This is a genomic window from Nocardia cerradoensis NBRC 101014 (assembly GCF_000308535.1).
GTDB classification, from domain to species: Bacteria; Actinomycetota; Actinomycetes; order Mycobacteriales; family Mycobacteriaceae; genus Nocardia; species Nocardia cerradoensis.
Window position 1 is genome coordinate 20972 of sequence record NZ_BAFW01000175.1, and the last position, 21737, is coordinate 42708.

24 protein-coding genes are annotated in these 21737 nt (G+C 68.8%); 8 read left to right on the top strand and 16 right to left on the bottom strand.

Annotation, left to right across the window (positions count from 1 at the left end):
* Positions 1 to 371 precede the first annotated feature (371 nt).
* A complete protein-coding gene (locus ON23_RS18585) occupies positions 372 to 1154 on the bottom strand; it encodes a hypothetical protein (RefSeq protein ID WP_244969553.1) in 783 nt (260 codons plus the stop codon).
* 137 nt (positions 1155 to 1291) lie between these two features.
* Here ON23_RS18585 and ON23_RS18590 point away from each other — a divergent pair, with 137 nt between their 5' ends.
* Both ON23_RS18590 and ON23_RS18595 read left to right on the top strand, forming a co-directional pair.
* Positions 1292 to 1738, top strand: a complete 447-nt coding sequence (locus ON23_RS18590) for a Zn-ribbon domain-containing OB-fold protein (RefSeq protein WP_439116732.1) — start codon at positions 1292 to 1294, stop codon at positions 1736 to 1738.
* A complete protein-coding gene (locus ON23_RS18595) occupies positions 1731 to 2930 on the top strand; it encodes a lipid-transfer protein (RefSeq protein WP_039779722.1) in 1200 nt (399 codons plus the stop codon). The genes ON23_RS18590 and ON23_RS18595 overlap by 8 nt, the downstream gene beginning before the upstream one ends.
* Before the next feature lie 74 nt (positions 2931 to 3004).
* On the opposite strand, the gene ON23_RS18600 is transcribed toward ON23_RS18595, so the two are convergent.
* The gene (locus ON23_RS18600) at positions 3005 to 3355 is read right to left on the bottom strand and encodes a hypothetical protein (RefSeq protein ID WP_039779723.1); all 351 of its coding nucleotides are present in this window, start codon (positions 3353 to 3355) and stop codon (positions 3005 to 3007) included.
* A 147-nt stretch (positions 3356 to 3502) separates the two neighbouring features.
* On the opposite strand from ON23_RS18600, the gene ON23_RS37980 reads away from it, so the two are divergent.
* A complete protein-coding gene (locus ON23_RS37980) occupies positions 3503 to 3664 on the top strand; it encodes a hypothetical protein (protein ID WP_157170243.1) in 162 nt (53 codons plus the stop codon).
* An 81-nt stretch (positions 3665 to 3745) separates the two neighbouring features.
* On the opposite strand, the gene ON23_RS18605 is transcribed toward ON23_RS37980, so the two are convergent.
* From ON23_RS18605 to ON23_RS18650, 10 genes are all read right to left on the bottom strand, one after another.
* Entirely contained in the window at positions 3746 to 4432 is a 687-nt protein-coding gene (locus tag ON23_RS18605) for a hypothetical protein (RefSeq protein ID WP_039779724.1), read from the bottom strand.
* Positions 4433 to 4525: 93 nt separating this feature from the next.
* Positions 4526 to 4840, bottom strand: a complete 315-nt coding sequence (locus ON23_RS18610) for a cold shock domain-containing protein (protein ID WP_083904067.1) — start codon at positions 4838 to 4840, stop codon at positions 4526 to 4528.
* A gap of 182 nt (positions 4841 to 5022) precedes the next feature.
* Positions 5023 to 5970 carry an ABC transporter substrate-binding protein gene (locus ON23_RS18615; RefSeq protein WP_039779725.1) on the bottom strand — a complete coding sequence of 316 codons (948 nt, stop codon included), beginning with the start codon at positions 5968 to 5970 and terminating at the stop codon, positions 5023 to 5025.
* A gap of 31 nt (positions 5971 to 6001) precedes the next feature.
* On the bottom strand, positions 6002 to 6709 hold the full coding sequence (locus tag ON23_RS18620) for a class II aldolase/adducin family protein (RefSeq protein ID WP_039779726.1): 708 nt from the start codon (positions 6707 to 6709) through the stop codon (positions 6002 to 6004).
* Positions 6710 to 6716: 7 nt separating this feature from the next.
* Positions 6717 to 7886, bottom strand: a complete 1170-nt coding sequence (locus tag ON23_RS18625) for an LLM class flavin-dependent oxidoreductase (protein WP_039779727.1) — start codon at positions 7884 to 7886, stop codon at positions 6717 to 6719.
* Complete coding sequence (locus ON23_RS18630; protein WP_039779752.1) at positions 7883 to 9013, bottom strand: LLM class flavin-dependent oxidoreductase; 1131 nt, start codon at positions 9011 to 9013, stop codon at positions 7883 to 7885. The genes ON23_RS18625 and ON23_RS18630 overlap by 4 nt, the downstream gene beginning before the upstream one ends.
* Positions 9010 to 10035 carry an ABC transporter substrate-binding protein gene (locus tag ON23_RS18635; RefSeq protein WP_039779728.1) on the bottom strand — a complete coding sequence of 342 codons (1026 nt, stop codon included), beginning with the start codon at positions 10033 to 10035 and terminating at the stop codon, positions 9010 to 9012. Before ON23_RS18635 ends, ON23_RS18630 begins: the two co-directional genes overlap by 4 nt.
* Before the next feature lie 16 nt (positions 10036 to 10051).
* Positions 10052 to 10804 carry an ABC transporter ATP-binding protein gene (locus ON23_RS18640; protein ID WP_039779753.1) on the bottom strand — a complete coding sequence of 251 codons (753 nt, stop codon included), beginning with the start codon at positions 10802 to 10804 and terminating at the stop codon, positions 10052 to 10054.
* Positions 10801 to 11640: an ABC transporter permease gene (locus ON23_RS18645; protein WP_039779730.1), complete on the bottom strand. Its 840-nt coding sequence runs from the start codon at positions 11638 to 11640 to the stop codon at positions 10801 to 10803. Before ON23_RS18645 ends, ON23_RS18640 begins: the two co-directional genes overlap by 4 nt.
* Position 11641: 1 nt before the next feature.
* Positions 11642 to 12685: an NrtA/SsuA/CpmA family ABC transporter substrate-binding protein gene (locus tag ON23_RS18650; protein WP_039779731.1), complete on the bottom strand. Its 1044-nt coding sequence runs from the start codon at positions 12683 to 12685 to the stop codon at positions 11642 to 11644.
* Positions 12686 to 12967: 282 nt separating this feature from the next.
* On the opposite strand from ON23_RS18650, the gene ON23_RS18655 reads away from it, so the two are divergent.
* The 3 genes from ON23_RS18655 to ON23_RS18665 all read left to right on the top strand — a co-directional run bounded on the left by ON23_RS18655 (position 12968) and on the right by ON23_RS18665 (position 16045).
* Positions 12968 to 13714, top strand: coding sequence for an IclR family transcriptional regulator (locus ON23_RS18655; RefSeq protein ID WP_039779732.1), 747 nt, complete (start codon positions 12968 to 12970; stop codon positions 13712 to 13714).
* Between the two features lie 125 nt (positions 13715 to 13839).
* Complete coding sequence (locus ON23_RS18660; RefSeq protein ID WP_039779754.1) at positions 13840 to 14649, top strand: alpha/beta fold hydrolase; 810 nt, start codon at positions 13840 to 13842, stop codon at positions 14647 to 14649.
* A 205-nt stretch (positions 14650 to 14854) separates the two neighbouring features.
* Complete coding sequence (locus ON23_RS18665; RefSeq protein ID WP_039779733.1) at positions 14855 to 16045, top strand: PucR family transcriptional regulator; 1191 nt, start codon at positions 14855 to 14857, stop codon at positions 16043 to 16045.
* Between the two features lie 84 nt (positions 16046 to 16129).
* Here ON23_RS18665 and ON23_RS18670 read toward each other — a convergent pair whose 3' ends face one another.
* From ON23_RS18670 to ON23_RS18680, 3 genes are read right to left on the bottom strand one after another with little or no spacing between them, the layout of a single operon-like run.
* A complete protein-coding gene (locus ON23_RS18670) occupies positions 16130 to 17419 on the bottom strand; it encodes an NAD(P)/FAD-dependent oxidoreductase (protein WP_051042856.1) in 1290 nt (429 codons plus the stop codon).
* A 2-nt stretch (positions 17420 to 17421) separates the two neighbouring features.
* A complete protein-coding gene (gene rd, locus ON23_RS18675) occupies positions 17422 to 17604 on the bottom strand; it encodes a rubredoxin (protein WP_039779734.1) in 183 nt (60 codons plus the stop codon).
* Positions 17605 to 17632: 28 nt separating this feature from the next.
* Positions 17633 to 18709: a fatty acid desaturase gene (locus ON23_RS18680; RefSeq protein WP_039779735.1), complete on the bottom strand. Its 1077-nt coding sequence runs from the start codon at positions 18707 to 18709 to the stop codon at positions 17633 to 17635.
* A 79-nt stretch (positions 18710 to 18788) separates the two neighbouring features.
* Here ON23_RS18680 and ON23_RS18685 point away from each other — a divergent pair, with 79 nt between their 5' ends.
* Positions 18789 to 19535 (top strand): TetR/AcrR family transcriptional regulator, encoded by a 747-nt coding sequence (locus ON23_RS18685; protein WP_039779736.1) that lies wholly within the window; start codon positions 18789 to 18791, stop codon positions 19533 to 19535.
* A gap of 61 nt (positions 19536 to 19596) precedes the next feature.
* Here the strand turns inward: ON23_RS18685 and ON23_RS18690 are convergent, their stop codons facing one another.
* Entirely contained in the window at positions 19597 to 20769 is a 1173-nt protein-coding gene (locus tag ON23_RS18690; RefSeq protein WP_039779756.1) for a helix-turn-helix domain-containing protein, read from the bottom strand.
* A 211-nt stretch (positions 20770 to 20980) separates the two neighbouring features.
* Between ON23_RS18690 and ON23_RS18695 the strand changes: the two genes are divergently transcribed.
* The coding region (locus ON23_RS18695) for an alpha/beta fold hydrolase (protein ID WP_051042858.1) at positions 20981 to 21737 on the top strand (757 nt) is incomplete at its 3' end.

Below are 21737 nucleotides of genomic sequence, written 5' to 3' on the forward strand. Positions count from 1 at the left end.
TAACCGTCTCGTTCGCAACTTTTCCGAGTGGTAATGTCTCGCGCCGCGGTGTCGTTACCACGGGTTCCGAATCGGCGGAGCGTCCGTCAGCCTACCGAATTTTCCGAAATGTCTATCTTTCACAAGATTGCTGGGCTAGGTTCTCCGCTACGCCGGACACTCGGCGGATGAGAAAGTCGGAGGACACCGTGGAATTTCTTGGCTCTGTCGCTGGCATCCTGCAGATGGTGATCGGCACCATCCTTGCCAACACCGGTTCGGGTGGCTCCGGCTCCGGCTGGTGATCGCGACGGATTCGGCTCGCTACCGGCGAGCCGAATCCACCGCGCGGGTGACGGCGGTGTCGCCGAGGCGGTCGTCGGCCCGGTCGTTCACTGATCGAGCGCATGCTCCGGTTGGCAGACGTGCATCGGTGACGGCAGGTACCGGACCATCGCGTCCAGCAGTGCGGCGGTGTCGTCGGTGCGCGGCGACGCATCGCACAGGATGGGCACGACGTCGCCGATCCGGGTGAGGCGGCGGATCCGGTCGTACAACTGTTCCGGCGGCGGCTTCCCGGTGCTCGGCACGCCGGGGCGCGCGGTGTCCTGCGCCAGCACCGCGTCGACGAGTTCGTGATACCGCTGTTCGGCGACCGGCCAGTGACTGCCGAAGAATTCGACGGCCATCGGTTCGAGTGCCCACATCGGGATCAGATCGATGACGCCCTCGAATGTGGCTCCGATGCCGAGCGGAATCTGCACCGTCAGCGGCACCGCTCCGCGCGTGGCGGCGACGGTGCGCACGCAGCGGCCGAAATCCGCGGCGCGATGGTCGAGTCCGCGCACCAGGCACAGGCGGGCTACCTGGTGGTCGTCGGCCACGCGCAGAATCGTCTCGAGTCGCGCGGCGCTCGCCGCGGCCGCGTTCATCAGCGCGACCACCCCGTCGGCCGTCCGCACGGCCCGTTCGAGTTCCGCGATCGGCGCGTGGCTCGACAGTTCGGTGAGGCGAACCGTGTGCTCGACGCCGTCGGTCACCCAGTGGACGGTGACCGCTGAGTGGGACCCGTTCCCGGCGGGCCGGCGGCACAGCCGGCCGAGGAGCGCCGTCGTCTCCCCGGGTTCCCCGACGATCGTGACGTTGCGAATCGACTGCGGGTCAATGATTTTCATGCCCATCGCGGTGTGGTACTCCAGATCGACTCGAGGGTGGGGGCCATCCTCGATCCGGTCACACCGTACCCGGGCGCGTGCATCGGCGGAGCGGATTTCCTCGCCAAAATAGAACGTGTTCCTATATCGTCGGCGCTGTGCAGAAAGAACAACGCCCCGCCGTGGAAGGTTGGTTCACTGCGGACGACGGCACCGTACGTCTCCAGGGAAGTCGCTGCGATGTCTGCGGCACACCGTACTTCCCGCGGAACACGCTGGCCTGCCGCAACCCGCAGTGCGCGAGTCCGAAGGACGGATCCGAACTGGTCGAGTATCTGTTCTCCACGCGAGGCCGGATCTGGTCGTACGCGGACGCCCGCTACAAACCGCCCGCACCCTATGTCTCGCCGGATCCGTTCGAGCCGTACGTCGTGGCGGCGGTGGAGCTCGAGGAAGAGCAGATGGTGATTCTCGGGCAGGTCGTGCGCGGCCTCACCGTGGACGACCTGGCCGTCGGCATGCCGGTCGAACTGACCCTGGGCGTGCTGTACGAGGACGAGGAAGCGGAGCACACGGTGTGGATGTGGAGGCCGGTCGATGCCTGACAACGATCGCGATATCGCCGTCCTCGGTGCGGGTATGCACCAGTGGGGCAAATGGGGACGCAATTTCGTCGAATACGGCCTGGTGGCCGCGCGGGCGGCGCTGGCCGATGCCGGCGTCGACCATCGCGACGTCGGCTACATCGCCGGCGCGGACACGATCCGCAACGGCTACCCCGGATTCGTGTCGGGTGCGACGTTCGCCCAGGCGCTCGGCTGGTCCGGCGCCCGGATCTCGAGCAGCTACGCCGCGTGCGCCTCCGGCGCTCAGGCCATCGCCAACGCGCGGGCGCAGATCCTGGCCGGGCTGACCGATGTGGCGCTCGTGGTCGGTGCGGATGCCGCCCCGAAGGGGTTCTTCCAGCCGGTCGGCGGTGAGCGCCGCGACGATCCGGACTGGTTGCGTTTCCATCTGCTCGGCGCCACCAACCCCATCTACTTCGCGCTCTACGCGCGCCGGCGGATGGCGCTGCACGGGGCCACGCTCGACGATTTCGCCGCCGTCAAGGTGAAGAACGCCAAACACGGCCTGAACAACCCTTACGCGCGCTACCGCAAGGAGGTCGCGGCCGAGGAGGTCGCGGCGTCGGCGATCGTCTCCGATCCGTTGCGGCTGCTCGACATCTGCGCCACCAGTGACGGCGGCGCCGCGCTGGTGCTGACGTCGATGGATTACGCCCGCCGCCACGGCATCGCCGACCCGGTCCGCATCCGGGCGCTGTCCACGGTCACGCCGACCTTCCCGAAAACCGTGCTCGATCTGCCGGATTTCGCGACCGACTCCGCGGTGGCCTTCGATGCGCCCTCGCGGTCGTTCCGGTCCGCGATCGCGGACGCCGCCTACGAGGAGGCCGGACTCGGCCCCGCCGATCTGTCCTTCGCGGAGGTCTACGACCTGTCCACCGCGCTGGAGCTGGACTGGTACGAAGATATCGGGCTGTGCGAGATCGGCGGCGCCGAGGAGCTGTTGCGCAGCGGCGCAACCACTTTGGGTGGCCGCGTGCCGGTGAATCCCAGCGGCGGCCTGGCCTGCTTCGGTGAGGCCATCCCGGCGCAGGCGATCGCTCAGATCTGCGAACTCACCTGGCAGTTGCGCGGCCAGGCCGACGGTCGTCAGGTGGAGAACGCCCGCGCCGGTATCGCCGTGAACCAGGGCCTGTTCGGCCACGGTTCGGCGATCATCGCCACCCGCTGAAGCCGCTCCGCTCACGAAAACCCGGGTCGCACCCGGGTTTTCGCGTATCCAGGCAGGTTCGGGGTCCGGCTCGCTCAGCCCCAGGTTGCCTGGTCCGGCACGGTGGAAGTGAAGATCACGTAGAAGTGCTGGCCCGGCAGGAGTTCGTTGATGTCGTGCCAGCGGCCGGCGGGATCGCGCTGGTAGTAGTGCTCGAGGCCGGTGCCGTCGTCGTAGCAGACGATGCCGGCGGTGCCGAACGGGCTCCAATACACCTCGGTGCCCGGTCGCGGTGGTTCCAGTGGGGTACGGAACTGCTGGCTGCACGGGGTGATCACCGGGTGATAGATGCTGGGTTGGGCGACCGCGCTCGGCGCCAGTGCCGCGAGTCCGGCGGCCGAGATCGCGGCGGCGGTGAGAACACGGCGGACGGTGAAATTCGGCAATTCTGCTCCTTGCCTGTCGGAAAAGAGTTCACTGGCCTGTGTCGGCAACCCTACGGTCTCCTCGTGTGATGAAAAAGTGGTTTGGCAGGCCGGGATCGGGGTTTTCGGTAGTCAGCTGTGATCTTGGGGGAACGAGGAGTGAGCCGCATGCCGAGTAACAGAGATTCCGTATTCGTCGACGATGAGGCCCTGGCCTCGATGCCTGCCGAACAACCGGCCGCGGTGAGCTGGCCGGATCCCAGCCCCCTCGATTCGTGGTGGAACGACGTCATGGGCCTGTCGGCCGACCCGCCCCGCCCGAACGCCTAGCCCGACATCACCGCGTCGCTCGGGCTGCGGCGAGTCACTGCCGGGCGCGGCGCGCCGACGACAGCGCGCACGAATGAATACTCAGGAGGTGGGGCCGGATGACGGCTCTGCGCCGCGTCCCTCGCGGCTGCCCCGGTAGGCGCTGCGCCGAAGACGGGTGATGAACCGCGGGGCCAGCGCGACATCGGGCGGATGGTGCAGGGTCGGGTCGACGGCGTCTTCGGGAGGCGGGGCCACGGTTTCGGCGGTGAGCCGCAGGTCCGCGAACGGTTCTTCGGGTCCGTTCAGTCGCGCGGCGGTCAGGGTGAAACCGAGGCCGTGTGTGGTCGCGTATTCGCGCAGCGTCGCCAGGGAGGCATCGGCGGGTTGATCGGCGTTCGGCCGGGCGAATATCCACTGCGGGTCGCCGCCGTCGAACCGATAGGCCATCAGCGTCCCGTAGGTCGCGTGGCGCCAGGACGGAACCGGTATCGCGAAGAATCGGGTCAGCGTGCCGGTGGGTGTGGACGCCAGGGCGAGGTCCCAGCGCCCGCCGGGGGTCCGCACGCGCAGCCCGATTCCCACGGCGTCGGGCACGCGTCCCGGCATGCCGAGGGCTTTGGACAGGCGGACCTCGACGTCGCGTTCTCCATCCCCGAAATACCTCTCGAAGGCCGCGGCGGGGCGCAGGTGCCCGCTGAACCAGAGGCCGCGTGGATGGAAGACGCGGGCGCGCCGGGCACGGGCGACCAGCTCGAACGATTCCTCGACCAGGCGTTCGGCTTTCACATCTTCACCTTCATCGTGACGGTCGGGTGGGGCCGGCGGCAGCCGACATCTGGCCGGTACCCCGTCACGGCCGAGGTATTCGCGCGACCCGGCTCAGGATTCGGCGCGGGCGTACGGGAAGGGGAGAACCTGCGTGGCCTCGGGTCCGCCGCAGGTGTGGGTCACGGTGAAGACCACCGCTTGCCCGGGGCTGAGGGTTTTATATCCCGGCATGTCGATCGTGCGGTAGTCGACGAAGACCGCGTCGCCGGTGGCGCTGGTCAGGTAACCGAACCCCTTCTCGGCGTTGAACCACGCCACCTCCCCGCGCTGCCAGTCGGGCAGCTTCTCGTCGACCTGCACGAGGTGCGGATCCGGATGGGTGCGGTGCTCGGCGGGAACAACGGCGGGGTTCCAGGTCACGGTCATGCGCATACTCATTCCGGTCGCGGTGCGGGGTGGGCAACTGGCCGGCAGCCGGTTTCCCGGCGCCGCCAGCCGCGATACCCGCCCGTGCCGAGACCAAACAATCACCTCGGCCCCTGGGTGAGCCGGCTGCGACCGGACCGCCGACGCGTACTCGCGCGCCGGCGGTCCGTGGAGGTGCTGCGTCAGCCGGCCGGTGCCGGTTCGGGTGCGGTGAGGAACTGCGCGATCGTGGGGTCGACGGCATCGCGGACCCGAATCTTCTTGGGCAGCAAGCCGTTCGCGTGCAGCAGGTCGGCGGCGTGCTGTTGTTCGTCGAGGAATTGTTCGGTGACCGGGCCGAGGCCGAACGGGCGGCCGCGCAACGCGGCCTCCCAGGCGTCGAGGTCGGCGGTGCCGCCGCGGGCGACGATATCGTCGACGAAGTATTGTGCTGCGGCGCGGGGGTTTTCGGCGATCCAGGCGTCGGACTCCCGCAGGGCGGTGATGATCGCTTCCAGCGCCGGGCGGTGGGCTTGCGCGAAGTCGCGGCGGGTGAACCACAGCGAGGGGTGGCTGAAGACCGATTCGGTGTCGACGAGGGTGTGCAGCGGGGTGGCGGCCTCCACGGCGGCCAGGCCGGGATAGGCGCCGACCCAGGCGTCGAGGCTGCCGTCGAGCAGCAGGGCGCCGCCGTCGTGCACGTCGGTGTCGACCGGTTCGATGTCGCCCCAGCCCAGACCCGACCGCTCCAAGGCGAACAGCAGCAGCGTGGTCTGCCAGGAACCGTGCGCGATGCCGACCCGCTTACCCTTCAGATCGGCCACCGATTCGATGCCGTTGCCGGCCTTGGTGACCAGCCGGCCGTTCTCGATGCGCGGTCCGGAGATGCCGACGTAGACGATGTCGCGGTCGTTGCCGAGCGCGGTGATCGGCGGGGTGAATCCGGTGCCGATGAAGTCGTAGCCGTTCGCGTCGAAAAGATAGTCCGAATGGACCGACGGCAGTGCGGTCTTCACGTCGGCGCGGGGCGGCTGCGGCAGGGCGCGCAGGTCCACCCACTCCACGTCGGGCAGTGCGCGTTCCAGGATGCCGCGGTGACGCAGGACGAACAGCGAATTGTTGTGCGGGAAGTAGCCGACACGAACGGCCATGGGTTGCTCCTCGGGAAAGTACGGAAGGGGGTCAGATCAGTCCGCGGCGGCGGGCCTCGTCCGCGAGCCCGGTGCGCCCCCACTGCACCGCGAGATTGGACTTGTCGAATTCGACGGAGCCGCCGAGGGTTTCGGCGATCGCCTGGTACTGTGCGCCCTCTTCGAGCAACACGACCAGCTTCGCCAGCTCCAGCAGTCCGGCACGGCCGATGACGTTCGCGCCGCCGTTGGCCTCGAAGATGGCGATGAGGTCGGGGTCGCGGGACAGTTGGCCGAGGATGAACTCGCCCGCGCCGATGCTGCGATCGATATGCGGCGGGATCTCGCGGGACAGGGTCAGCCGCTGCACGGCGGCGTAGCGGATCGGGAAGACGCGGTGGGTCTGCGCCCAGCCACCCAGCCAGGGGCTGTGCACGTGCACCACCGAAGTGATCTCCGGGTGCGCGCGGAACACCGCGGCGTAGCCGGTGACGAAGCCGGCGGAACCGGTGCCGGACAGTACTTCTCCGTCGAACGTGGCGACCACGGGTCGCACGGTGCGGTCGTCGGCCCAGGGGCCGGGCTCGTTGAGCGCTACCGCGATGTCGTGGCCGGGCACGCGTTCGACGAAATTGACGGTCCCGTTGCCTGCGACGGTGCCGGTTTCGCGGAACACCCGGAACGCCTTCTCGGCGTCGCGGGTGGCGGCGGCGACGAATTCGGTGACGGTGTCGTCGAGCGGGATTTCGGTGGTGGTCACGATTCTCCTAGTGGGCGTGCGTCAGTGCGGGGGTGGCCTCGGGTGCGGTCAGGCGGGAGCGGCCGAGCAGCGGCAGCACTTCCTCGCCGACCCGGTAGGCCTCTTCCAGATGCGGGTTTCCGGCGAGAATGAAGGCGTCGACCCCGAGGTCGATCAGCTCGTCGAGGCGCTGCGCGACCTGTTCGTAGCTGCCGACCAGGCCGAAGGCGGGCCCGCCGCGGATCAGGCTGAATCCGCACCAGACGTTGGGTTGCACCTCGAGATCCCGGTAGCCGGTGATGGTTTCGGGGACCCAGCCCTTGATCCGCGCCGCTCCCACCGAATCGCCCTGGGCGGCGCGGTTGGCGGCCTCGCGGTCGACGAAGGCCCAGCCCTTGCGGATCTCGTCCCACGCGGCCTCTTCGGTGTGCCGGGCCAGGATGTCGATGCGGACCGCGAATTTCGGTGTGCGGCCGATCTTTTCGGCATGGGCGCGCACGCCGTCGAATTTGGCGCGCAGGTCGCCGAAGGGCTCCAGCCAGGACAGGTAGTAGTCCGCGTGACGTCCGGCGGCCTGCACCGCGGCGCCGGAGGATCCCGAGAAGTACACCTCCGGGAACGGTTGGCCGGCCAGCCCCGGCGGCAGGGCGGCGGCCTCGGTGTGGAAGAACCGGCCGTCGTGGGTGTACGGCCGCCCGTCCCACACCCCGCGCAGCACGTCGAGGAATTCGCTGGTGCGGGCGTAACGGTCGTCGTGGGAAACCTTGTCGCCCCACCACAATTGGGCCGGACCCCCGCCGCCGCTGATGATGTTGTAGACCAGCCGCCCGCCGGTGGCGCGTTGCAGACTTGCCGACATGCGCGCGGCCTGCACCGGGTGCAGGAAGCCCGGCTGGAAGGCGACCATGAAGCGGTAGGTGGTGGTCTCGCGGGCCAGTGCGGCGGCGAAGGCCCACGGATCCTCGGTGACCGGGAACGAGGGCAGCAGCCCGCCCAGGAATCCCGCGGATTCGCTCGCTCGGGCGACGGCGGCGACGTGATCGATATAGCTGTACCCGTCGAGTTCACCGCCGCGCACGGCCGGGGCGATATTGCCCGGGCCGTAGCCGTCGGCGTTGCCGCGATTGTGGCGGCGTGGTGTGCGCAGCGAGGCGTGGTCGCCTTCCATTCCGATGCGCCAGTAGATGTCGATCGTCACAGCGCGACCTCCTTCAGGGTGCGTCCGGCCGGATCGGCGAGGAACAGCAGGTGCTCACCGGCCCGATGTATCTCCTCGATGTGCGGGTGCCCGGACAGCACGATGGTGTCGAAACCCGTTGCGGCATAGACCTGCAGCTGCCGGGCCACCTGCTCGTAACTGCCGACCAGACCGATGGCCTGCGAATATCCGAGCAGGTCGAATCCCGCCCAGCGGCCGTCGCCCAGCGCCAGCGATCGCGCGCCCGGCCCGTCCGGGCGCACCTCACGCCATTGCCGTTCCGCTCGCGCCCAGGCTTCGTCCTCGGTCTCGCGCGCGATGACCGGGATCTCGAGTCCGGCGCGCACGGTGCGCCCGGTCTCGCCGGTCCGGGCGCGCAGTGCGGCCAACTGTTCGCCCGGGCCGTCGGGGGATTCGGTGAACACGTGCACATCGCCGTGACGTGCCGAAAGGTCCAGAGCCTCGGGCGAGGTGCCGGACAGGTAGACGGTCGGGAAGGGCAGGCCCGACAGCACGCCGCGGAAACCGCCGTCGATCACGTCGTAGTAGTCGCCCGCGAAATCGAATCCGGTGCCCCGGAACCCGGCCGCCGGCACCGGATCGCTGTTCCACACACCGCGTGCGACGGTGAGGAATTCCGCGGCGCGACGGTAGCGGTCGGCACCGGACACCCGGTCGCCGCGCGAACGCGCCTCCGCGTCGTCGGTGTCGACCGCCAGGTGCCAGCCCAGCCGCCCCGCCGACAGGCGCTGCAGGGTCGCCGACACCTTCGCCGCGTAGACGGGAGTGCCGAAGGCGGGCTGGAATTCGACGATCACCCGGCTGTGCCGGGTGGCGCGCAGGGCGCCGCCGGCGACGATCCACGATTCCTCGCCCAGCGGGTCGTAGGGCGCGAGCACGCCGTCGAGTCCGGCCAGTTCGGCGGCGTCGATCACCTGATGCAGGTCGTCGAAGGGGCCGAAGCGGCCGGGCCGCACATCGGTCGGTTCGCGATCGGGCGCACGATCCCCGGTGTGCCCGCTCGCCGGGGTGGGCACCGGACCGCCGAAACCGCCGCGATGCCGCAGTTCCGGGCGTGCGCGGCGGCCGTCACCGCGGCTGGGCAGTCGCCACAGGTATTCGGTCATGCCGCCGCCCGTCCGGTCGCGACCAGCTCCCGTGCCCGGGCCAGCGGCTCCGGCGCGATCCACGATGCGAGATCGAAGTCGGTGGCGAGGAAGCCGTGGGTGTACAGGAACTGTTTCTGCACACCCAGCAGCTCCAGCCGTTCTTCGTCCAGGCTGGGATGCAGGCTGCGGTGGAAGTCCTCGCCGTAGGCGGCCACGACTCCCTCAGGGCCGGACAGGGTTTCGCGTTGCAGCACCGCGCGGACGCCGTCGAGATTGTCGCCGGCCCAGTCGGCGGCGCGCAGACTCTGCGCGAGGAAGTCGACCACCACCTCGGGCCGGGTGTCGAGAAGTTGCTGATGCACGGTGATGGGGCGCGGGGTGCCGTTGTTGACGCGCAGCCGCTTGCTGTCGGTGGCATCGAGGTCCACCGCCACCCGCAGCCCGTGCTCGGCGGCGACCTCCTGGGCCCGGGCGCCCTTGACGTAGATCGCGTCCACCTCGCCGCGCAGCAACTCCTCCGCGCCCCAGGTGACGCGGCGGTCGCGCTGCTGAACATCGGTGCGCACCTGCGGATCTCGTTCCACGGCGAGTTCGACCACGGTGACATCGGCGAGGGTCAGACCGCCCAGCCGCAGCGCGTTGGCGAAGCCGTGCAACGCCATGGCGCGCGGGAAGCTGCGGGCCTGATCCTGTGCCCAGGCCGGAATGCCGATGCGCAGACCGGCCAGATCGGCGGGGGAGGCGACCGCGGAATCCGGGCCGACCAGGATGGCCTGCGATTCGTCGATCCAGGTGAGGCCGATGAGCCGGGTGGGTGAGCCGGCGGCACGGGCCGCCAGCGCGGGCACGTTGCCGCCTTCGCGCACCAGGCCGGCCAGGCCGTGGTCGAAGTGGAATCCGGCCAGTTCGGGTCCGGCGTCCTGCAGGACGCCGAAGGTGAGGCCGCCGCGCTGCGCGGCGTCCCCGAGCCAGCCCAGGCTGTGCGCCAGACCGCTGGCGGTCGGCACGGGGCAGCGGGTGTACCAGAGGGTGTCGGTCATGAAAAGCTCCGTGGTTTCAGGGAATTCGGTGGTGGTCGGTGGTGTGGCCGACGCCGAGTTCGGCGAGCAGAGCCGCCTGGTAGCGCAGGGCGGCGGGGTCGGTCCGGTCGCGCGGGCGGGGCAGATCGATATCGATGTCGACGGCGAAGCGGCCCCGGTTCAGGACGAGGACCCGGTCGGCCAGCCGGACCGCCTCGTCGACGTCGTGGGTGACCATCAGCACCGCCGGGCGATGGCGCTCCACCAGGTCGCCGACGAGGTCCTGCATCTGCAACCGGGTCAGGGCGTCGAGCGCGGCGAACGGCTCGTCCAGCAGCAGCAGTTCGGGCTCCCGGACCAGTGCGCGCGCGAGGGCGGCGCGCTGGGCTTCGCCGCCGGACAGGGTGGCGGGCCATTGCCGGGCTTTCTCGTCGAGTCCGACCTCGGCGAGGGCGCGCAGGCCCGCCTCCCGGACCGGCTTGGAACGGCGTTGCCCGACAACGACATTCGCCAGCACCCGTTTGGACGGGATGAGCCGGGGCTCCTGATAGACGGTGGTGCGGACGGCCGGAACCAGCACCTCGCCCGCATCCGGAGCCTCCAGCCCGGTGAGCAGTCGCAGCAGCGTGGTCTTGCCGGTGCCGCTGGGTCCGAGCAGCACCACGAACTCGCCGCGGCGGATGCTCAGGTCCACACCGTCGAGAACGATCTTGTCGCCGAAGGCTTTTCGCAGTCCGGTGATGTGCACGGCCAGCGGTGTGGCGGTGCGGGGTTCGTCCACGGCGGTCATCGGATCGCCACCTGCCCGCGCCACGGCATCGCGAAGCGTTCGATCAGCCGCACCGCGCCGTCGAACACCAGGCCCAGGACGGCGTAGAGCACGACGCACAGCACCATGTAGTCGGTGCGGTTGTATTCCTGCGCGAGGGTGACCAGATAGCCCACGCCCTTGCTGGTGCCGACTTGCTCGGCCGCGATCAGGCCGGTGATGCTGATGGACAGGCAGACCCGCAGCGCCATCAGGATGCCCGGCAGCGCCGACGGCAGGATCACCTCGAGCACCAGTCGCGGGCCGGCCAGCCCGAAGCCACGGGCGGCCTCCACCACCTTGCGGTCCACATTGCGCACGCCGAGGTAGGTGTAGGCATACATGGGCGCGACGGTGGCGACCGCGATGAGCAGCACCTTGTACAACTCGTCGATGCCGAACCAGGCGATGAACAACGGCACCAGCGCGAGGAACGGGACGGCGCGCACGATCTGCATCGTCGAATCGACCAATTCCTCACCGAGACTGGACAATCCGGCCGCCAAGCCGAGCAGCAGCCCGGCCGAGACGCCGAGTCCCACCCCCAGCCCGGCGCGGACGAAGGAGGCGAGCGCGAAATCGACCAGCTGGCCGTTGTGCACCAGTTCGGTGAACGCCGACCAGACCTTCGGCGGGCCGGCCAGCACCTGCGGCGACAGCGCGCCGGTGGCCGACCCGATCCACCAGCCGGCGAAGATCAGTACCGGAAGCAGGAAGCGCAGCGGCACCGAAAGCCATGCGGGTCGGCGTTTCTCGACCCGGCTGCGCGGCGGTGCCAGCCGGCCCGTCGACGCGGCGGGAGCGATGACGGCGGTCATGTCAACGGCCCGTCTTCAGCGCGGCCAGCTGGTCGGGGGTGAGCTTGGCCTTCAGGTCGTAGAAGATGTCGGCGGCGGTGATCTTGCGGCTGATCACCCCGTTACCGGCGAACAGGTCGACCACGTCGGCGAGGTCGGCGGCATCGGATTCCAGCGGCAGCCGGGGCACGGTGGCCTCGCTGTCCACGCGGATCGCATCGGCGAGCCGGGCGCCGGTCAGCGCCCGCGGGCCGGTCTGCTCGAAGACGTTCTCGAACGCGGATGGATTGTCGTGCTGCTGAACGGTCAGACCCTGCAGCACCTCGAGATATTTGGCGGCGACCTCCGGGCGTTTGTCGAGGATCTCGGTGCGGAAGACCACCACCGTGTTGTCCTTGGAGCCGATGCTCTGCTCGGTCGCGATCTCCACACCGCCGTTGGCCTTGGCCTCCTGATAGGGCACCAGGAACGAGGCCCAGGCGTCGACCTTGCCGGTGGCGAAGGCCGAGGCGGCGTCCTTCTGCTGCAACGGCACTCGCGTCACCTTGTCGGCCGGCACGCCCGCCTGGGCGAGGGCCTTCAGCAGGATGTATTCGCCCTTGCCGGCCGGGTTCACCGCGACGCGCTTGCCGACCAGTTCGGCCACCGAGTGGATGCCCGATTCCTTGGTGGCGATGATGCCGCTCTGGTCCTTACCGGCCGGATCCTGCACCGCCACGATGCGGACCGCGACATCCTTCGACAGCGCACCCACGACCGGGCTGAACGCGGCCCCGGAGATATCGAGTTGCTTGGTGTTGAACAGCTTGAGCATGGAGCTGAAACCCGGTGTGGTGTTGACCCATTCGACCTTGGCCCCCAGCGGAGCCAGGGCCTTGTCGAACGTGCCGTCCCGTTTGGCCACCGCGAGCGGACCCGCGTTGCCGGGATCGGCCACCTTCAACACCAGCTGCGATCCGGCGCCGGATTCGGTCGCGGATCCGGAGCCACACGCCGCGACCAGAGCGACGACGGGGGCGAGCGCGAGCGCGAGTCGCCAACCGTGTGGCCTGCGCGTGCGGAACATCGTGGAGCACCTCTTCCGAATCGGGAACCGAAGTCGAGTGATATCCAGCGACAGTAGGGACGGACGGACCTCGTTACGAGGTAATGCTTTCCGAGGATCGGAAGGCTTGACGAAACCTCCTCTTCGGGTGTATTCGCGGCACGCGAGTCCTCTGTACTGGTCAATCAGCTTGATCGACGCGGCTTTTCGCGCAGCGTGATCCGAAGTCGGTGCGGGTTGTCTTTCCGAATAGTGGAATGAACGAGGCGATGCGGACCGCCTTTCTGTGTTACCGTCCCCGGCGTGGAAGCCTCCGGAGTGCAGACCGTCACCCGCGCGCTGTCGGTCCTCGACTGTTTCCGCGACGGCGACGAACGCGGCGTCTCGGAAGTCGCCCGTCAGCAGGGCCTGGCGGTGAGCACCACCCACCGCCTGCTCGCCGCGCTGGTGCAGGCGGGCTTCCTGGAGAAGGACGAGGCCTCGAGCCGCTATCGCATGGGCGGCGCACTCGCCGAATACGGTCAGATCGCCTACCGCCAGCACCGCATCTATCTCGCCGAGCCGAGCCTGGAACAGCTCGCGGCCACCACCGGCGCCAGCGCGTCGGTCGCGATCCGGCACAGCATTCATGCCGTCCTGCTCGGCACCAGCCGCTGGCGGGAGACCGACGGACATCGGCTGATGGGAGTCCGCCTGCCCCTGCACGCGAGTGCGCTGGGCAAGGCCCTGCTCGCCTGGTCGGGTGCCTCCGACGAGGTCCTGGCCACTCTTTCCTACGACGAGGGCACCGCCCGGTCGGTCTCCTCCCCAGCCGAACTGCGTGCCGAACTGGAGCGCACACTCGCCCGCGGTTACGCCTACAACGACGAGGAGCTGGATCCCGGCTTCCGGACCATCGGCCTGCCGATCCTCACCCGGGACGGCGACTGCCGCTTCGCGCTCGGACTGCGCGGGCCCACGGCGCTGATGATTCCCGAGCGACTCCCGCTGTTCGTCGAACTGGCCAAGGTGACGGCCGCCGACATCGCCACCCGATTCGAGGCGGGCTGAGCGGATCTTCCCCGAACCGCTGCCGGTGCGTGCCGGGGGCGCTATCGTCGCTGCCAGGTCACCTTTGCCCATGGATTGCCGGACGCGTGCATCTGCCCGCCGGCGTAGCGATGAAGGGACACGTCATGAGATTCACCCGTTTCGTGAAAGCGGTGTCGCTCGTGTTCGCGCTGTTCGCCGGATTCGTCGTGGCGACAGTCGGACCCGCGAATGCCCAGACCATGCCGACAATCGTGCTGGTACACGGGGCCTTCGCCGACACCACCAGCTGGGATGCCGTTGCCGCCGATTTGCGTGGGCGGGGTTACCAGGTGGTGGTGCCCGAGAATCCGCTGCGCGGCCCGGCCCACGACGCCGCGGCCGTCGAGAAGACCGTCGCCGGAATCTCCGGCCCGGTCGTCCTGGTCGGCCACTCCTACGGCGGCGCGGTGATCACCAACATCCACAATCCGAACGTGCGGGCGCTGGTGTACGTGGCGGCGTTCGCGCCGGCACAGGGGGAGCCGGTGGCGCTGGCGCTGGATCCGATCCGCTTTCCCGGCAGCCAATTACTGCCGCCCGCACTGCAGATGAAGATCGTCGACGATTCGAGCAACGCCCTCGGCCGCAACCTCGACGCCTACATCGCCGACGCGTCGTTCCATCAGGTCTTCGCCCCCGACGTCAGCGACGCGACGGCGGCTACCATGCTCGCCCACCAGAAGTCCCTCGCGGTGTCGGCGAATGTCGAGCCGTCCGGGCAGCCCTCGTGGTCGAGCACGCCGAGCTGGTATCTGGTCTCCGCGAACGACACCGTGATCCCGCCCGCCGCGCAACGGTGGATGGCGGGCCGGATCGGCGCGCACACCAGCGAGGTGCAGGCATCGCATGTCGCGCTCGTCTCGCAGCCCGCCGTGGTGGCCGATGTGATCGCGTCGGCGGCATCGGGAGTCTGACTCGAGTCGCGATTCGGTGTTCACCTGTTCTCTCGATGTGTCGTGTCATTGGTCACATCGCTGCACCGAAGCTTGTGTGTAGCTCGCCCGGATTCGATTATTGCGGAACAACTGTTCTCTAATATGGAGGCGTTGTGCCGCTGTGTGGACGGCCGTCGTCGAGGGCGGGGGTCGCGGAATCCGGGCGAGAAGGAGCAGGTACCCGATGGCCGAGTCCCCTTTGCACGATCCGCCGGTTCGGGAGCTCGGCGAGGTCGCCGCCTACCTTCCCCGGCTGACCGCCGTGATATCCGACCGGTTGATCGCGATGCAGCCCGAACGTGATCGCCGATCGAATCGCGCCATTGTCGCGGCGACCGCGATCGCGCTGGATTACACCAGTGCCGTGATCGACGGCCGCGGCTGCGTGGAATCGCTGGGCGCGCTGGAACAGTCCGCGGTGCGGTGGGCGCGGCAGGGAGTCGAATTGCCGACGATCACCCACTGTCTGCACAAGGGCATGCGCATGGTCATCGACGAACTGTCGACGGCATTCGACGCACAGACCAACGCGCGTGTCTTCTTCGTGTTGTTCTCGGCGCTGAAAACACTCGGTGTCACCGTGTCCCGCGCGTATATGGGAGAGCTCACGCGCGGTCCGCACAATCCCGAAGGGGCGGAATACAGTATCGCGTCCGCTGTGCTCGCCGGACGCGATATGAGAGTGGCGGCCCGGGATGCCGGCATCGCCCTGGCGGACACCTACTGGGTTTTCGCCATCGCGTTCGGTGAGCCGCTGGGCAGCCGCGCCCGCATCCGCACGTGGTGGGGTTCGGCGCGGCACGAACTCGTCCGGCAACGTCGGCTGCGCGGTGGCGGCGACCCGCTGGCCGTGGTCGGGCGCGATCTCGCGACGGTGCTGGTTCCCACCTCCCAGCTCGCCGAGGCGGACACCGCGGGTGTCGCCGAACTGCTCTCGCAGACGCTCGGCCGGCCGATTCACGCCGTTGTCGAGGGTGCCGACCGGCGTGCGCTGCGCCGGACCGCGAACACGGGCCACGAGCTGGTTCGACTGGCCCGTCGCACCGGCTACCCGGGCGGCCTGTATCGCTTCGGTGATCTCGCGGTCGAGCGGCTGCTCGCCCGCCCCTGCGTCGAGCGGGACCGTCTGGCCGCGATGATCGCGCCGCTGATCGACTGTCCCTACCTGCTCGACACGTTGCGTGCGCATCTGGCCACCGGACTCAGCCGGCCACGGACGATCGAGTCGCTGCACATTCACCTGAACACGCTGGACTACCGCCTGCGGCGGATCGAGCGGCTGACGGGACTCGACCCCCGCGATCCGGCACAGCAGTTCCGGCTGCGCGCGGCCCTGATCGCCTACGACAGCGCGCGCCCGGACCGGCCCGAGTGATGGTGTGGCACAACAGGACCGGGCACCGACCTCGTTGTCGGTGCCCGGTCCTGTTCCTGCCGCCGGTAGCGGCGGTCCGTCCGCTCAGCGCATCCCGGCGCCGGTTTCCGCGATTCCACCGTGCGCTCGGCGAGGCTGCGGTGCGGACGTCTGCGCCAGGTGGCGGCCGGCCACCCGCAGGTGGAGTGCGCCGTTGACCGAGGCGTACCCGACGGTGCTGCCCTCGACCGAATAGCGGAACGCCTGCGGTGTGCCGACGAGACCGCGGGTGGGTGTGAACCGCGCCGCGAGGTCGGGGTGGTGCGCCAGGTTCAACGGTTGCGGCTGTCGTCCGGGGCCGTGGAAACCGAGGACGTCGATCCGGAGTTCCGCACCGACCGAGGTCCAGAAATACGGCAGCGCGTCGAACGGTTCCTTCGCTCCGAGCATCGAGCGGGCCGCATGGCGCCCCTGGGCCGCGGCGACACGGTCGTGCTCGATATTCGTTGCCCGGCCGAGGCGGACGCTGTGAAATTCGCAGACGTCGCCCGCGGCCCACACGGCGTCGTGGGCGCGCAGCGTGCTGTCGCACAGGATGCCGCCGGCCGGTCCGAGGGGGAGACCGGCGGCGGTGGCGAGCGTGGTCTCACGCCGCGATCCGGTGCCGACGACGACGAGGTCGGCGGGAAGGTGCACGCCGGTCGACAAGGTGACGGCGTCCACCCGCTCGGTGCCCTGGAAGGCGGCGGCGGTGGTATGAGGGACCATTCGCACGCCGAGCCGAGCCAGTTCGTCGGCCACCAGCGCACCGATCGGGGCCCCGAGTGCGCGGACGAAGGGCAGATCCTCGGGAAAGACCATCGCCACATCGAGGCCGAGTGCCGCCAGCGAGGCGGCGGTTTCCGCGGCGATGAACGAGCCGCCGACGACCACCGCCCGGGCCGCCGACCGCGCCTCGTCGCGCAGATCGGCGGCGTTCCAGGTCGTGCGCAGGTAGTGCACGCCGCGCAGGCCCGCGCCCTCGCAGATCAGCGGGCGCACAGTGGATCCGGTGGCCAGCAGCATCCTGCCCCAGGACACGGTTCTGCGTCCCACCCGCACGGTGTGCGCGTCCAGGTCCGGATTGGCGACCGGCGCGCGTAGCCAGAGCGCAATGTCGTTGTCCTGCCACCATTCCGGTGAGTGGACGAACAGATCCTCCCGGCTCACCTTGCCGCGCAGATATTCCTTGGTCAGGTAGAAGCGGTAGTAGGGGGGATCGCTCTCCCGCGTCGCCACGGCGATCGTGCCGTCGAACCCGTTGCGGCGCAGCTCTTCCGCCGCGTTGGCGGCGGCGACTCCGCCACCGACCAGAAGGATGTCGACGTGCTGGCCGTCGACGGGTTTGCCGGTCATGATCAGTCCTCGTAGGGGATGAAGTCGACCTTGCGCGCCCCGCAGACCGGGCAGACCCAGTCGTCGGGGATGTCGGCGAACGCTGTGCCGGGGGCGATGCCGCCGTCCGGATCGCCTTCGGCGGGGTCGTAGATCATGCCGCATCGCGTGCAGATCCAGAGCTGTGTCGTGGTGGCGGTGGTCATGTCGTCTCCAATTCGGGGCTCGGGTGAATTACGGCTCGACGGATGCCGAGGTGAGCGCGAAGCGGTTGGCGCGCCGGAACGTGCCGAAGTCGTTGAACCGGACGTCGTTGTCGCGCAGCACGGCCTGGCAGTCGTGCTTGATGGCCTCGCGGATGTAGAACGGGTCGCGGACCAGGAAGTGGTGAATGGCGTGGGTTTCGCCGAAGTTGAAGCACAGCGCGTGGAACGGCTTGAGCCACTTCGCCGTCCACACCTGCGTCTGCTGCAGCACGTTGTGCGCCTGGACGTCGCCGAAGTAGTGCATGTTGGAACTGACGAAGTGCAGGCAGAACGTGCGGACCGCGTTGGGCGCCAGGATGGCGACGGCCAGGAAGTCCAGGATTCCCTGTCCGGGAATCGAGATCGGGCCCATCACCAGCTGGTAGGCGTGGATGCCCAGGAACAGGTGCCACAGCGTGTAGTGGACCGCGCCCAGCGGGAAATAGGACAGGGCGTTGACGGTGGCCAGCTGTCGAGCCTCCTGCGGGGTGCGCGCCTCGTGTTCGATGTAGTTCTCCACGATGCGCCGCATCCGGAACGGTTTGGCGTACATGCCCAGCACCGAGTCGAGCAGGCTCACGAGCCGGTGCGCGCCCCAGCCCTCACCGTTGGTGATCGCCCGCTCCTCGAGGTCGGAATCCGTGCCGGAAACTTCGTGGTGGTGCAGGTGCAGGCGGCGGCGTACCCACGGGTTGATGGTGCTCGGCCGGAAGAACCACACGCCGAACATCATCAGGTTGTGAACGAAACGGTTGTTCCGGAAGTACATCGAATGGATCAGATCGTGCTCCAGCTCGTGCAGCAGCGAGAGCCAGAAGCCGGTGAGCGGGATCGTCACCCACCACGGCAGGACGCCGGCGTGGTACAGCCAGCCGTCGGCGACCACGCCGGCGATGGCGGCGAGGAAGATCCCCAAACCGATCCGATCCTGGTGGGCGGTGATCCACGGATGCCGCGCGCGCCACGAGTCGCCGATCGCGATGATCGCCCCTCTGATCTGCGCAATTCGGTCCGCGTCGGCGCGTTCGAGGTGTCGTTCCCCTGGTAGCCTGGTCGCGAGTTTCATGTGTTCCTCCAACTTAGAGAACAGATGTTCCGAATGTTGACGAACAAGGCTAGATCAACTCAAGCTTTCAGGAGATTATGTGAGTAGACGCACACACGGAAAGCAGAACAAGCGTTCACTGGATGAGGAGGGTGGGCGACCCCGCGCGGCGACCGCGCAACGGACGCAGGCGCAGCGCCGGCACGAGAGCCGGTCGGCGATCATCGAGGCGGCGCTGGAGCTGATCGCGGGTGGTGAGGCCTTCGAAGCGCTGAGCCTGCGCAAGATCGCGACGACGGCGGGACTGGCTCCCTCGGCCTTCTACCGCTACTTCGAATCGCTGGACGCGCTGGGCATCGCGATCATCGAGGAGTCGTTCCGGCGCCTCAAGAAACTTCTCGCGAGTATGGACCCGCCGGCCCCGGGCGAAGCGGATACGCTGCTGTCGGATCTGGTCGATGTCGTCGGCGAATACACCCGGCAGGAGTACAGCTACATCGCCTTCGTCGCCCGGGAGCGAATCGCCGGCAGTGCGACGATGCGGCGCGTGATCCGGACCGAGATCCGCGTCATGATCAACCAGATGGCCACCGTGCTCGCCCGGACCGAGCCGGTCAATCGCTGGCCCATCAAGGACACGAAGATGCTGGCGACACTGCTGGTCACCGTTCTCATCGTGTCGCTGGACAGTTCGCTCGACGTGCTGTCGGTACCCGCCCGGCGCGACGATCCCGACGCGCTGGTGGAGGTCAACGCCAATACGAAGATGCAGCTGGCCTATCTGCTCGACGCGCGATCCGCCTGGCGGCCGGGCAGGCGAGAGGCGGCCCGGAAAGGCGAGTCGTGACCGAGCTCGCCGAACCGCGAAAAGGCCTGCACCACTGAGGGATACGTCTTATGTCGCGTAGTCAGGCGAGTGCGATCACCAGGTCCAGTACGCGCTCCGGGTCGTTCAGGTCGTCGCCGAGGATTTCGCGAATCCGATCCATCCGATAACGCACGGTCTGCGGGTGCAGGATCAGATGCCGGGCGACGTCCTCACGCCTGCCCTGGTGCAACAACCAGGCCCGCAGCGTCTGTTCGTATCTCTCCCGGGTGTCGGGGCGCAGATGATCGAAGGCCGCGAGCGCCGCCGCGCGCTGGAGCTGCCTGGTGCGCGGATCCGCGTGCACGACCAATTGCGCCAGCGACTTCTCGGCATCGAGGGGCCACGGCCCGTCGGTGTGACATTCCCATGCCCGGGTGGCGAGCACAGCCGAATACCGCACATCGAGCCACGGTTGTTCGGGTCCGACAGCGGCCCGGAGGTCGGCGAGCCGCCGGACCAGCGTGGTGCGTGACGTTGTCGCGCTGATCGGCACCAGCAGGACCGCGAGCCCGGAACCGGCCGGGCCGGGCACGAGATCGTCGTCGGCCTGGAGGGTGCGGTGATCGACGAGTGGAACGGCATTGCGCGCGTCGCTGCGCGGGAGGACGACCGCGACCATCGTCTCGGGTGCGTGCCATGCGGCGAGCTCGGCCGCGGCCCGAATCTCGTCGTCCGCCGCACCGGTCAGGAGATGTTCGGTCAGCCGCTCCCGGCGTCGCTGGCGTTGTTGTCCGGCCGAGATCAGCTCGGCGGCATGCCCGCTGACGGCGGCGTCGGCGAGATTGTCGATGTAGTCGAAGTTCAACTCGGCCAGGCGCGCGATCCCGGAGGTGCTCATGCCGTGGGTTTGCGCGGTGCCGCTCCAATGCCGCCAGCCGATGCGCGCACCGAGCCGGAAGGCCGCGTTGAGCGCGTCGATCGAACGCCCGGAATACGCCTCGAACCGCCCGAGATCGTAGGCCGCGCGCTCCACGGCGACCAGGTCGACCGGCCGCCGGCCCGGGCCGTCACCGCAGGCCAGAACCAGGAATCCGGCCAGCATCGTATTGATGTCGGCCCGCGCCCGGCCGCCCAGCGCGCCCTCGAAAACCTCGGCGAACACCGGTAACTCGCGCGCGACGGTCTCGAAGACCTCGTCCTCGGCGACCGGCAACGCGTCGTAGAGCGCGGGGGCGATATCCGCGGGAACCACGGGATCGGCGCGAAACGGCATATTCACACCCACAGTATGAACGAGATCCCGGATTCACCCTCGGCGGCCAAGCATTTGCCTCGAGGAAGCAAGTAGAACAGAGGGAACGGTCTTCGGAGAAGGAATGATGAGAGTCGCAACCACAGTCCACGCGCAGGTCGGCCCCGGCACGCTTTCCCTCGCCGCTGTGGCTGTGGACGCCGCCGCCGAACCGGGAACGGGACGGTAGCCGATGTCGGCCGCATGGCGCACGCTGAGCCGCCGCAATCGGGCACGGTTGCGCGGATCGGGCGAATTCCGGCTGTACGAGGGTTTTCCGGCGGGCCGGGTCGTGGATGTCCGGTCGGCCGACGGAACCGCGATCCATACCGAGGTGTTCGGCCCGGCCGAGGGCTACCCGATCGTGCTCTCGCACGGCATCTGCTGCGCGATTCGCTTCTGGGCCAATCAGATTGCCGCGCTGTCGTCGCATCACCGCGTGATCGCCTTCGATCATCGCGGGCACGGACGCAGCGGGCGTCCGGGTCGTGCCGGATGGACGGTCGAATGTCTGGCCGACGACCTCGCCGCGGTGGTGCGCGCCACGATCCGTCCGGGGGAGCGCGCGCTCGTCGCGGGACATTCCATGGGCGGCATCACGATTCAGTCGTGGGCGCACCGGTATCCCGAGGACGTCACCCGCTGTGTCGACTCCCTCGCTCTGATCAACTCCAGCCCGGGCGACATCGCGATGGACGTGGCCGCCACGCTGTCCGGGGGCGGTCTGCGACCGCCGCTGTCGACACTGCTGGATCGGTTGGGTCCCCTCGGGCTCAGCGCGTTCGGCGGCGTGCCCGTCCCGCGACGCATGCCCCTGCGGGCGGCGATGATGGCGCCGGTAGCGATCGGTGCGGGCGCGCCGCCGGCGGCGCGGGCGCTGATCCAGGAACTGCTGCTGACGACTCCGCCCGCCACCCGAGGCCGATTCTTCCGCACCTTGCTCGACCTGC

What these genes read in the sequence shown, in the direction of transcription:
- ON23_RS18585 (WP_244969553.1), bottom strand. Translation starts at nt 1,154, where the DNA reads ATGAAAATCATTGACCCGCAGTCGATTCGCAACGTCACGATCGTCGGG.
- ON23_RS18635 (WP_039779728.1), bottom strand. Translation starts at nt 10,035, where the DNA reads ATGACCGACACCCTCTGGTACACCCGCTGCCCCGTGCCGACCGCCAGC.
- ON23_RS18640 (WP_039779753.1), bottom strand. Translation starts at nt 10,804, where the DNA reads ATGACCGCCGTGGACGAACCCCGCACCGCCACACCGCTGGCCGTGCAC.
- ON23_RS18610 (WP_083904067.1), bottom strand. Translation starts at nt 4,840, where the DNA reads ATGACCGTGACCTGGAACCCCGCCGTTGTTCCCGCCGAGCACCGCACC.
- ON23_RS18680 (WP_039779735.1), bottom strand. Translation starts at nt 18,709, where the DNA reads ATGAAACTCGCGACCAGGCTACCAGGGGAACGACACCTCGAACGCGCC.
- ON23_RS18660 (WP_039779754.1), top strand. Translation starts at nt 13,840, where the DNA reads ATGAGATTCACCCGTTTCGTGAAAGCGGTGTCGCTCGTGTTCGCGCTG.
- rd (WP_039779734.1), bottom strand. Translation starts at nt 17,604, where the DNA reads ATGACCACCGCCACCACGACACAGCTCTGGATCTGCACGCGATGCGGC.
- ON23_RS18630 (WP_039779752.1), bottom strand. Translation starts at nt 9,013, where the DNA reads ATGACCGAATACCTGTGGCGACTGCCCAGCCGCGGTGACGGCCGCCGC.
- ON23_RS18650 (WP_039779731.1), bottom strand. Translation starts at nt 12,685, where the DNA reads ATGTTCCGCACGCGCAGGCCACACGGTTGGCGACTCGCGCTCGCGCTC.
- ON23_RS18645 (WP_039779730.1), bottom strand. Translation starts at nt 11,640, where the DNA reads ATGACCGCCGTCATCGCTCCCGCCGCGTCGACGGGCCGGCTGGCACCG.
- ON23_RS18595 (WP_039779722.1), top strand. Translation starts at nt 1,731, where the DNA reads ATGCCTGACAACGATCGCGATATCGCCGTCCTCGGTGCGGGTATGCAC.
- ON23_RS18665 (WP_039779733.1), top strand. Translation starts at nt 14,855, where the DNA reads ATGGCCGAGTCCCCTTTGCACGATCCGCCGGTTCGGGAGCTCGGCGAG.
- ON23_RS18670 (WP_051042856.1), bottom strand. Translation starts at nt 17,419, where the DNA reads ATGACCGGCAAACCCGTCGACGGCCAGCACGTCGACATCCTTCTGGTC.
- ON23_RS37980 (WP_157170243.1), top strand. Translation starts at nt 3,503, where the DNA reads ATGCCGAGTAACAGAGATTCCGTATTCGTCGACGATGAGGCCCTGGCC.
- ON23_RS18615 (WP_039779725.1), bottom strand. Translation starts at nt 5,970, where the DNA reads ATGGCCGTTCGTGTCGGCTACTTCCCGCACAACAATTCGCTGTTCGTC.
- ON23_RS18690 (WP_039779756.1), bottom strand. Translation starts at nt 20,769, where the DNA reads ATGCCGTTTCGCGCCGATCCCGTGGTTCCCGCGGATATCGCCCCCGCG.